The sequence below is a fragment of the Lysinibacillus sp. NPDC092081 genome (genome assembly GCF_044755845.1).
Taxonomy (GTDB): domain Bacteria; phylum Bacillota; class Bacilli; order Bacillales_A; family Planococcaceae; genus Lysinibacillus.
On the sequence record NZ_JBIVRU010000017.1, the window covers coordinates 82,988 to 94,659 of the forward strand.

Annotated in this window: 8 protein-coding genes; all 8 read left to right on the forward strand. The window is 37.7% G+C overall.

What is annotated here, in order from left to right; genetic code table 11:
- Positions 1 to 7: 7 nt before the first annotated feature.
- Positions 8 to 2,872 carry an excinuclease ABC subunit UvrA gene (gene uvrA / locus ACIQLB_RS19650; protein ID WP_400729617.1) on the forward strand — a complete coding sequence of 955 codons (2,865 nt, stop codon included), beginning with the start codon at positions 8 to 10 and terminating at the stop codon, positions 2,870 to 2,872.
- Between the two features lie 342 nt (positions 2,873 to 3,214).
- Positions 3,215 to 4,408, forward strand: a complete 1,194-nt coding sequence (locus tag ACIQLB_RS19655) for a DUF4097 family beta strand repeat-containing protein (RefSeq protein WP_400729620.1) — start codon at positions 3,215 to 3,217, stop codon at positions 4,406 to 4,408.
- A gap of 273 nt (positions 4,409 to 4,681) precedes the next feature.
- A complete protein-coding gene (gene ftsE, locus ACIQLB_RS19660; protein ID WP_400729623.1) occupies positions 4,682 to 5,368 on the forward strand; it encodes a cell division ATP-binding protein FtsE in 687 nt (228 codons plus the stop codon).
- On the forward strand, positions 5,358 to 6,242 hold the full coding sequence (gene ftsX / locus ACIQLB_RS19665) for a permease-like cell division protein FtsX (protein WP_400729626.1): 885 nt from the start codon (positions 5,358 to 5,360) through the stop codon (positions 6,240 to 6,242). The genes ftsE and ftsX overlap by 11 nt, the downstream gene beginning before the upstream one ends.
- A 63-nt stretch (positions 6,243 to 6,305) precedes the next feature.
- A complete protein-coding gene (locus ACIQLB_RS19670; protein ID WP_483869706.1) occupies positions 6,306 to 7,622 on the forward strand; it encodes a murein hydrolase activator EnvC family protein in 1,317 nt (438 codons plus the stop codon).
- Between the two features lie 172 nt (positions 7,623 to 7,794).
- The gene (locus tag ACIQLB_RS19675; protein WP_400729629.1) at positions 7,795 to 8,418 is read left to right on the forward strand and encodes a hypothetical protein; all 624 of its coding nucleotides are present in this window, start codon (positions 7,795 to 7,797) and stop codon (positions 8,416 to 8,418) included.
- Between the two features lie 42 nt (positions 8,419 to 8,460).
- Positions 8,461 to 9,048: a redoxin domain-containing protein gene (locus tag ACIQLB_RS19680; RefSeq protein ID WP_400729632.1), complete on the forward strand. Its 588-nt coding sequence runs from the start codon at positions 8,461 to 8,463 to the stop codon at positions 9,046 to 9,048.
- Between the two features lie 380 nt (positions 9,049 to 9,428).
- Positions 9,429 to 10,874 carry a S41 family peptidase gene (locus ACIQLB_RS19685; RefSeq protein WP_400729635.1) on the forward strand — a complete coding sequence of 482 codons (1,446 nt, stop codon included), beginning with the start codon at positions 9,429 to 9,431 and terminating at the stop codon, positions 10,872 to 10,874.
- The last annotated feature ends 798 nt before the right edge of the window (positions 10,875 to 11,672 follow it).

An 11,672-nucleotide genomic window follows, 5' to 3' on the forward strand; every position in this document is an offset into this window, starting at 1 on the left:
ATGGCTTGTGAAAAATACTGAAATAGTCGTGCAAGGCGCACGAGCACATAATTTAAAAAATATCAATGTCACAATTCCACGCGATCAATTAGTAGTGCTAACAGGTTTATCGGGCTCAGGGAAATCGTCATTAGCGTTTGATACGATTTATGCAGAGGGACAACGTCGCTATGTGGAATCCCTTTCAGCCTATGCCCGTCAATTCCTTGGTCAAATGGATAAACCAGATGTCGATGCGATTGAGGGATTATCTCCTGCTATTTCAATCGATCAAAAAACGACGAGCCGTAACCCACGTTCTACAGTTGGGACAGTAACGGAAATCTATGATTATTTACGTTTGCTATTTGCGCGCATCGGTAAGCCTATTTGTCCAAATCATGGTATTGAGATTACCTCCCAAACAATTGAGCAAATGGTCGATCGTTTATTAACTTATCCAGAAAGAACGAAAATGCAGTTGCTTGCTCCAATGGTGTCAGGGCGTAAAGGAACGCATGTAAAGCTACTAGAAGATTTAAAAAAGCAAGGCTTTGTTCGGGTACGTATCGACAGTGAGCTACGTGATTTAGATGATGCAATTGAACTTGATAAAAACAAAAAGCATTCAATAGAAGTAGTCATCGATCGTGTTGTGATGAAGGAAGGTGTCGCGGCACGTCTTAGTGATTCCTTAGAGACAGCATTACGTTTGGCAGATGGGCGTGTCCTTGTCGATGTGATGGAACATGAGGAATTATTATTTAGTGAGCATCATGCTTGTCCATTATGTGGATTTTCAATCGGTGAGCTAGAGCCTCGCATGTTTTCATTTAATAGTCCATTTGGAGCTTGTCCAAGCTGTGATGGCTTAGGCTCGACACAAGAGGTAGATCTTGATTTAGTAGTGCCTGATTGGGACCGTAGTTTATTAGAGCATGCTATAGCACCGTGGGAACCAACAAGCTCTCAATATTATCCACAGTTATTAAAGGCTGTATGCGATCATTATAATATCCCGATGGACGTCCCAGTAAAGGATCTTCCGAAAGAACAGATGGATAAAATTTTATATGGTTCTGGTACAGAGAAAATCCACTTCCATTATGAAAATGAGTTTGGCAATGTGCGAGATCAAATGATTGAATTTGAAGGTGTTGTCCGTAATGTGGAGCGCCGTTTTAAAGAGACAACGTCTGATTACGTGCGTGAACAAATGGAAAAATATATGGCGCAGCAAGCATGTCCTTCTTGTAAAGGTTATCGCTTAAAGCCTGAAACATTAGCTGTAAAACTAGCAGATAAACATATTGGTGAAGTTACACAGTATTCAATTCAGGAAGCTGATACATTTTTCAAAGAGCTGGATTTATCAGAAAAGGATATGAAAATCGCTCGACTTGTCTTACGAGAAATTGAAGAACGACTGGGTTTCCTTGTCAATGTAGGGTTAGATTATTTAACGTTAAGTCGAGCAGCAGGAACACTTTCGGGGGGAGAGGCTCAACGAATTCGCCTTGCGACACAAATCGGCTCGCGTTTAACCGGTGTCCTCTATATTTTAGACGAGCCGTCAATCGGCTTGCATCAACGTGATAATGACCGTCTTATTAGTACACTGCAAAATATGCGTGATATCGGCAATACGCTTATTGTTGTCGAGCACGATGAAGATACGATGCTGGCGGCGGATTATCTTATTGATGTTGGTCCTGGTGCAGGTGTGAATGGTGGTCAAATTGTAGCGGCTGGAACACCACAGGAAGTAATGGAAAATGAAAAGTCTTTAACGGGGCAATATTTAAGTGGCAAAAAGTTTATTCCACTGCCAATTGAGCGACGCAAACCGAATGGACGTAAATTATCGATTAAAGGTGCCAAGGAAAATAATCTTCAAAATGTGAAGGTTGATGTACCACTTGGTTTATTCGTTGCAGTAACAGGGGTTTCAGGGTCAGGTAAATCAACGCTTATTAATGAAATTTTATATAAGTCATTGGCTCAAAAGCTTAATCGTTCAAAGGTGAAGCCAGGAGAACATAAAGAAATAACAGGGATAGATGAGCTAGAAAAGGTTATTGATATTGACCAATCACCAATCGGTCGTACACCTCGCTCTAACCCTGCTACGTATACAGGCGTTTTCGATGATATTCGAGATGTTTTCGCAGTAACAAATGAGGCGAAAATACGTGGCTATAAAAAAGGTCGCTTTAGCTTCAACGTTAAGGGAGGTCGCTGTGAAGCCTGTCGTGGTGACGGTATTATAAAAATTGAAATGCATTTCCTGCCAGATGTTTACGTGCCATGTGAAGTCTGTCATGGGAAGCGTTATAACCGTGAAACACTAGAAGTGAAATATAAAGATAAGAGCATTGCGGATATTTTAGATATGACGATTGAAAACGCAGTCGTATTCTTCGAAAATATTCCGAAAATCCAGCGTAAGCTACAAACAATTGTGGATGTAGGGTTAGGCTATATGAAATTAGGACAACCTGCCACAACGTTATCTGGTGGTGAGGCACAGCGTGTAAAATTAGCCTCTGAATTACACCGTCGTTCAACAGGTAAATCATTCTATATTTTAGATGAGCCAACAACGGGCTTACATGCGCATGATATTGCACGTTTACTCGTTGTTTTACAGCGTCTTGTAGAAAATGGCGATTCAGTGCTAGTAATCGAACATAATTTAGATGTCATCAAAACAGCAGACTACATTATCGATTTAGGACCAGAAGGTGGAGACAAAGGTGGTACTATTGTTGCAACAGGTACACCAGAAGAAGTCGCAGAAGTAAACGGATCGTATACAGGGAAATATTTGAAGCCAATATTAACAAGAGATCGTATGCGTATGGAAGCTGTTTTAGCAAAGGCTTCTCAATAACTATAAAAAGTTCGTAAACTCCCTAAGGGGGAGTTGCGAACTTTTTTTACGTGCTCGAAGGCGGATGTCGATAAAAATCGGAAGTTGGGTGATAAAACGTGAAAGTGTTCCAAAAAAAATCAAAAGTTGGGTGACATTATGTTAAAACGTATGACATGTGGATAAGTTGATTGTAGTGGAGGCTAGACGCTCCTAGGAAAAATTCCAGCAGGAACGGAAATCAACCCCACGTTATGGTAATGAAAAAAAGATATATACCCAATATTTTCATTTTTAAGGTGAAACTTTTCACAAGATGAATCGTATAAATAATATAACGAACTGAGGGAGGCTATTTTAATTATGCAAAATGAACGTCAACGAATTTTAGAACTTGTGGAAAAAGGAACAATTTCAGCGCAAGAGGCGATTACATTATTAGAAGCATTAGAGCAACCTAGCAAGTCCACTCAAAATGTTATGAATGATGTGTCAAATGAGGACCAGCATTCCTCAACAGAAAAAGAGTCAGTATTTAAAAATGAAAGTCACAAAGATGAACAACCGCAAAAAGATGAAGATTTCTCAAAATATTTCCAAGAAGAAATGCGAGATTTCCGTAAAGATTTAACACAAATCGGTTCACTCTTTATGGATATGATGAATACGGCAGTAAAAAAGGTCAAAGAATTTGATGTCACTTCTCCATTTGGTGATAAATTCGAGTTTACACATACGGAAGAAGTTGCAGCTGAACATGTAGAAAAAATAATTGCTGAATTACCGAATGGCAATTTTTCATTAGAAACTACTGAAGGAGATAGCTTCCAAGTCATTTGCAAAGTAAAGGCACCTCTTGTTAATGATAGTGAAGAAGAAACACGTGCTAATTTCCTAGAGCAATTCGTTGTTAAAGAAGATGGAGATTCACTACGAATTTTAAGTCAACTAAAGCTTGTTCAAGTAAATGTTAAAGTACTTGTTCCAAAGGATAAATTAGAAAAATTATCAGTACGATTAATGAACGGTAGTGTTACATTACAAGATACAGATTTCGAGCAATTAAAAGTAAAGACATTAAACGGTGCGATTAAAGGCTCTAAGTTTAACTTTGGAAAGGCAGAAGTGGATTCTTCTAATGGTTCGATTGAATTAACAAATGTTCGTGGTAAAGATTTAGAGGCTGAAACATTGAATGGCCGTGTCTATTTAGATGGCGCATTGGATGAAGTTGAAGCAAAATCGGTTAATGGACATGTTGTTGTCACAACTTGCTCTACTAATTCATCGAAAATCAAAGCACAAACAGTCGCAGGAGCCGTTGAATTGTATGTACCACGTACAATATCGTTAAGCGGTAAAATTGTTACGAATTTTGGTAAAGTGGATGTTGGTATTCAAGATGTCTCAAAAATTGAATCACAGGATCAATTTTTATCAAAAGTAGTACGTTTTGATAAAGAAGTAGAGAATGCTAATCGTCTATTTATCGAAGGTGAGTCTAAAACAGGTGCAGTTTTAGTACGCTATACAACAACTGACGAGCAGCAAATCTAACTAATAACAAGCATTCAGGTTATGCAAAACAGCATAGCTTGAATGCTTTTTTATGGCTTGAAGACTTTAAAAACAGAAATCGACTTTCCTCTATTGGACTCGATTTCTGTTTTCTTATATGTCGAGTTTATGCTATTTTTATGGCAATCAAATAACGAAATAACAAGAACTACCACGTAATGAAATGAAACTGTAATAAAAAAGGGAGAAATAGAATGCTATAATAGGTAACGAAATACCTCTTACATGGTAAGAGATTTAGGTGGTTTAAATATGATAGAAATGAAAAATGTGACAAAGAAGTACCCAAATGGCGTTGTTGCGACAAATGGGCTTTCCGTTAACATAAAGCAAGGTGAATTTGTCTATGTTGTAGGTCCAAGTGGTGCAGGTAAATCTACATTCATTAAATTAATGTACCGCGAGGAAAAAGCTACTTCTGGAGAAATCACTGTTAATGGCATAAATCTAGCAGAATTGAAAAATAAAAAGGTGCCTTTTTTACGTCGTCAAATCGGTGTTGTTTTCCAGGACTTCAAACTGCTACCTCGTTTGAGCGTTTATGAAAATGTAGCGTTTGCACTTGAGGTAATCGAGGAAGACCCAATAGAAATTCGCCGTCGTGTAATGGAGGTTTTAGAGCTCGTGGGACTGAAGCAAAAGGCAAGAATGTTCCCTAATGAACTTTCAGGTGGCGAACAGCAACGTGTTTCGATTGCACGTTCTATTGTGAATGTACCGAAGGTCGTTATTGCGGATGAACCTACTGGGAATCTTGACCCTGAGACATCTTGGGACATTATGAATTTATTCGAAGAAATTAATGCAAGAGGTACAACTATTGTAATGGCAACCCATAACCGTGAAATCGTAAATACGATTCGTCGTCGAGTAATTGCAATTGAAGGCGGAATGATTGTCCGTGATGAGCATGGAGGTGACTACGGCTATGAAATTTAGTACAGTAAAACGTCACTTCCGAGAAAGTTTTAAGTCTCTTGGCCGTAATAGCTGGATGACTATTGCCTCAGTGAGTGCAGTAACAGTTACATTAATATTAGTAGGCGTATTCACGCTTATTATGATGAATTTAAATAAAGTAGCATCTGATTTAGAGAATGATGTTGAAATTAAAGTGTTAATCGATGAAACAGCAGATAAAGCTGCTGAAAAAGCGCTTATGGAAAAAATAAAGAAATTACCAGATATCGCAGAGATGAACTATTCGACTAAGGAAAATGAATTAACGAAATTAGTTAAAGATTTTGGGGACGATTTTAAACTATTTGAGCAAAGTAATCCATTACGTAATGTTATTTATGTGAAGGCCTCCGATCCTCACCAAACAGCTACAGTTGCTAAAAAAATTGATAAATTTGAGTATACATATGACGTTATGTATGGTGAAGGCAAAGTAGAAAAACTATTTAACTTCTTAAATATTAGCCGCAACGTAGGGATAGTGCTTATTTTAGGATTATTATTTACAGCGATTTTCTTAATTTCTAATACAATTCGAATTACCATTATTGCACGCGGTGATGAAATAGAAATTATGAAACTTGTCGGAGCAACGAATTCATTCGTGCGTATCCCATTTTTATTAGAAGGAATGTGGCTCGGAATTTTAGGTTCTATTATTCCGATTGCGGTCATCGCAACCCTTTACCACAATGTATATAAAATTATTGCGCCTCGATTAAAAGGCGAACTTGTTCAAGTACTTGATTTCTCGCCTCTTGTGTACCAAGTAAGCGGTCTACTATTACTCATCGGTGTACTAATTGGTATTTGGGGAAGTTTCATGTCAGTACGTAAGTTTTTAAAAATCTAGTTTTCGTTAGGCTTCAAACAGAACGAAATTCAAAAAAATAATTGTCGAAAAGGAGTTCAATAGGTGAAAAGTATGGCGAAAAACTCAATGAAAACACTTGCTGCAGCATCTGCACTATTTCTTTTTATCCAAACTCCATCAGCGTATGCAACTAGTTTATCGGATTTAAAAGATGAAAAAAAACAAATTGAATCAAAGAAAGATGGCTTAAATTCATCCATCAAAAATAAATCAAATGCTATTTCTACAAATGAAAACAAGCAACAAAAATTATTAGATCAAATTCAAACATTAAATGCTGAAATCGACAAAACGAATAGTAATATCAAAAATGTATGGGCAGACATTCAATCTGCAAATGATGATATAACAGCTTTAGAAGATTCCATTGCAGAGCTTCTGCATAAAATTGAAGAGCGTGATTTATTGTTAGAGGAGCGTGCGCGTGCCATTCAGGCAGGTGGTTCTGTTAGCTATTTAGACGTATTGCTTGGTTCTAATAGCTTCGTAGATTTTATTGATAGATTTTCTGCTGTCAATACATTACTTGAAGCGGATCGCCAAATTATCCGTGACCAAAAAGAGGACAAGCAAAAATTAGAAGAACAAAAGCAAGTCTTAGAAGAAAAACGCCATAAGCTCGAAGAGAAAAAAACTGAGCTTGATCGTTTAAAAAGATCATTGAACGGACAGAAATCGGAGAAGAACAAATTAATTGATCAATTAGAAAAAGAACAAGAAAAGCTGAAGTCAGAAAAAGTATTGCTTGAGAAAGAATATTCTGAGGCTCTTGACATTAGTGCGGAATTACAACAAAAAATCATTGATGAGCAAAATCGTTTAGCTGAAGTTGCTCGACAACAAGAAGCGAAACGTAAGGCAGCAGCAGCTGCCGCAGCCAAGGCAGCTAATTCAAGCAATAAAGGTGGTGGGTCTGGATCTGGATCTTCAACAGACAATGCCCCACAAACGAATGGTACTTGGATTAAACCAACAAATGGTCGTTTAACATCGACTTATGGCTGGCGTGAGTTTGGCGGTTCAGAGTTCCATTATGGAATCGATCTTGCCAATAGTGTAGGTACTCCAATCTGGGCAGCTGCTGACGGTGTTGTTTCCTATGCTGCTCCACTAAGCACGTATGGTAATTGTGTCATCATTACACATTCTGTCAACGGTCAAATTTATACGACAGTGTATGCACACTTAAATTCTTTCAATGTTAGTGTTGGTTCAGAGGTATCTCAAGGTCAGCAAATAGCAGCGATGGGTATGACTGGACGTGTAACAGGACCGCACTTGCACTTTGAAGTGCACATCGGTCCATGGAGAGGACAAGCAGTCGGAAGTGACAATCCTTTAAAATATATTCCGATTTAAAAATACCGTGAGCTATACATTAGGATTCTTCTAATGTATAGCTTTTTTTGTTTATCAAGAGTCTATTCTTTGCATGTTTCAGGGAGAATTTTTGAACACGGTGTGAAATGACAGTTCATATAAAGATTATATGCTATGCTGAAGCTATCTTTTCTTGTGGAGGATTTAGTAAGTGAATAATACAGAATGGTTCTCTATTCGGACACTAACATTACCAGCAACAGCTGTCGCTCTTCTTGTGGCATTTATCATTGTATGGCTAGTTGTACGGGTACAATTTCCGAAGAAATGGGCGGAGGTGTATGGAGACGCAGTCTTTACCTTTATTGTCGTTTGGAAATTTAGCATAATTGTCACTGATTTTAAAGCTGTTATCGCTCAACCATTTGCACTCCTTTATTTTAATGGTGGAACAATTGGTGTCTTTTTAGGAGTAATGGCAGCATCGCTACAGCTTTGGTGGAAGCGACAAAAATTTCAGTTTGACGCAACTGGAATCGCTGCTTGTGGTTGGGCAATCATTTTAACGCAATCGATCTATCAATGGCTTGTGGTGTTACTAAATGATAATCAAACCAATAGTGAAATGATTACTTTACTTGTGCTAAGTACACTAACAGTCCTCATATTATGGAAAATAACAGCTATCAATCGTGCATTATTTTTATATACGATTGGTCTTATGATTGTTGCTCTCTTTCAGCCACATGGTTTATGGCAACCGGCTGTAGGGGTGAGCGTCATATTATTGATATTAGGTATTGCGATACAGCGTTTTGCTGGCGTATCTAAATGATTCTGTTCAAAGAGAAAGTACTGAATTATTGGGAGGTAAGGAATGAAAAAAAATATTGGGCTGCTTATCGTCGTGTTATTAGTAGCCGCGATGATTGGTACATATGTTAAACAGCAGATTGATAAGGATCGTGAAATTGGAACAGCTTCTCTGGGGAAAGAAATGGATGATCGAAAGATTGGTTTAAACAATGGAGATACGCCACCGGATTTTACTTTAACAAGTTTGGATGGTAAAGATGTGACATTGAGTGAGCTTCGTGGAAAAAAAGTCGTGTTAAACTTTTGGGCAACATTCTGTCCACCGTGTAAGGCGGAAATGCCACATATGCAAAATTATTATGAACAATATGCTAAAAAAGATAATGTAGAAATAATAGCTGTCAATTTAACACAGGCTGAACGAGATGTTACAGATGACGCAAAAGTAGATTCGGTAATGACATTTAGAGATAGCTTCAATTTAACTTTCCCTATTTTACTTGACCAGAAAAACTCAGCAGGCTCAGCCTATCAAATATTAACGATTCCTACAACCTATTTTATTGATTCAAATGGATATATTCGACGTGCTATTAAAGGGCCAATGAATGTGGAAATGTTAAAAAACTATGTAGATGCATTAGACTAAACAAAAAAATAACATCAAAGAATCTGCTCGTTTTCACGAAGAAACGAAGCAGATTTTTTACGTAAATATTTCCGAATTTATAAAACGTCCACGATTCGTCAATGGATACCTGCGCTAGGAAGGGAAATGCCCGCGAATAACGAAAGAATACCCGCGCTAGAAAGATAAATACCCACGATTGGCGATAGAATACCCGCGCTAGAAAGGCAAATACCCACGATTAACGAAAGAATACTCGCGCTAAGAAGACAAATATCCGAGATAAGCAATAGAATACTCGTAAAATAAAAATCATAGAATTCAACAAATTGTTTTGAAGACTAACCTTGTATGTTTGAAAAATTAAATTCATACAGTAAAAGAGACGGAGGAGGGAAGGTTTGCGCAAAATAATGGCTGGTGTCGGCGTACTTGCTAGTAGTCTATTGCTAGGTAGTGGATTTTATTTTGACTGGTTTAATTTAGGGGATAAAAAGGAGCCGGTCGTAGCAGAAGTTGACTCGATTAATGAAGCGTTGAATTTAATTGAGGAAAAATCTGTTTACAGTACGAAAAAAGATGCATTAGTGGAGGGGGCACTTCGTGGTATGGCAGATGCTATTAAGGACCCTTACAGTACCTATTATTCGAAGGAAGAGGCGGAACAACACCGACAAATGTTAGCCGAGGAAAGAGTGGGCATTGGGATTGAGCTATCTGAAAATGACGGAAAATTTATTGTTGTGTCTCCAGTCCGTTCGTCCCCAGCAGATAAAGCAGGAATGCGCTCTCTCGATGAAATTGTACAAGTTGATGGCGTTCGAGTAGATGGTAAAAAGATGAGTGAACTAATGAAATTAATTCAAGGAGAGAAGGGGACGAAAGTAACTATTGTCGTCTATCGTCCAAGTGAAGATAAACATATTAAAATGACGATGGAACGAGCGGCAATTTCCAATAAAACAGTAACGAGCGAAGTAGTGAACGTAGAAAATACTCCGATAGGTTATGTGGAAATCTCACTATTTGGTGAGAAAACGGCCAATGAATGGGTTGCCGAAACGAGTAAATTGCTTCGAAAAGATATAAAAGGGTTAGTAATTGATGTGCGGGATAATCCAGGTGGTTATTTACATAGCGTCGCCGCGCTACTAAGCACAGTATTGGAGAAAGGCAAAGTATTTGCCTATATGCAAAATGCTGAAGGTGCTATGGAACCATTAAAAACGGAATCAAAAAGCTTTGATGAAAAATATTTAGAGACAATGTACAAAATACCGATTGTTGTTTTACAGAATGCGGGCAGTGCATCTGCTAGTGAAGTACTTAGTGGCGCTTTAAAAAGCTGGGGACGTGCTTCCCTTGTTGGTGTCAAAAGTTTTGGAAAGGGGACAGTACAGGAGTCTTGGTCTCTGAAAAATGGTGGAGAGCTTAAACTGTCCACAAATAAATGGCTGACACCAAAGCGCGAATGGATTCATGGGCAAGGTATTGAGGCTAATTTAGTTATTGAACAAAATGAATTATTCGCTTTCCAAATGCATCCACTATCAGGGAAGTTTAAAGAGGGCGACATGAGTGAGGAGATTGCTTATACGCAAAATGCTTTAAAAAAGCTAGGCTATAAAATCCCTCGTTTAGACGGTTACTTGGATGAATCGACGGCGGAGGCTGTTAAACTTTATCGAGAGGATAAGAAATTGACAAAAGCAGAAGATAATATTTATCTAGATACTACCTTCTTTAACAGTTTGAACGAAACGTTGAAAAAATACAAAGAGGATCGTCAAAATGATTTGCAGTTCCAAATGGCGACAAGCTTTTTATTGCACAATATAGAAGAATAAATAATAGTAGGTGTGTTGATTTGGGGAATGTAGACCGGTAAAAGGATTTTTTTGTTGATATTTTGCTTTTTTATCCCCATTTTTAGTTCCTTGTAGCGGAGGACAACTTAGTGCTCCTGTCGCAGAGCAAAACTTTCCACAGAAAACGAGTAGCCCGTTGTAGCTTTGTAATTAAGTTTGATTAAACTAACGATATAGCCTTGATATGGGAACATATCTAAAGAGCATGTTTTGAAAAAAATGATCGAAACATGCTCTTATTTAATGTGATAGATTAAGTTATTTATATAAAAGTTTGCACAAAAGCCCCCATTCGCTTAATAAGAAAATGTAAAAATGATTTTCTTATGACTCTTATAGGAGCGATATTATCATGTTGGCAGCCCTCGATTGAGTCGGGAATTTGAAATGTCATTAGAGTTTAATCCGATAGTATTATTTAGCTGTCGCTTAGTCTACTATATTAAAAAAACTTATTTGATTGAAAGTGTTGACAGATGAAATGTTATTGTGGTATATTTTAATTCCTGTCACTTAGACAGTGAATGTTTTGAAAAAATGTTATTGACAAACGCATTGATGTTTTGATATAATTAAATCCTGTCGTCGAACGACGGTGGAAATGAACCTTGAAAACTGAACAAGCAAAACGTAATCAATAAAGTTTTTAGTAACTAACCTTTCGTTGGTGAACGAAACAAAATTTTGGACATCAAACATGATGCCAGCAAAACAATTTGAGCTAATCAAATTTCTTTTTATGGAGAGTTTGATCCTGGCTCAGGACGAACGCTGGCG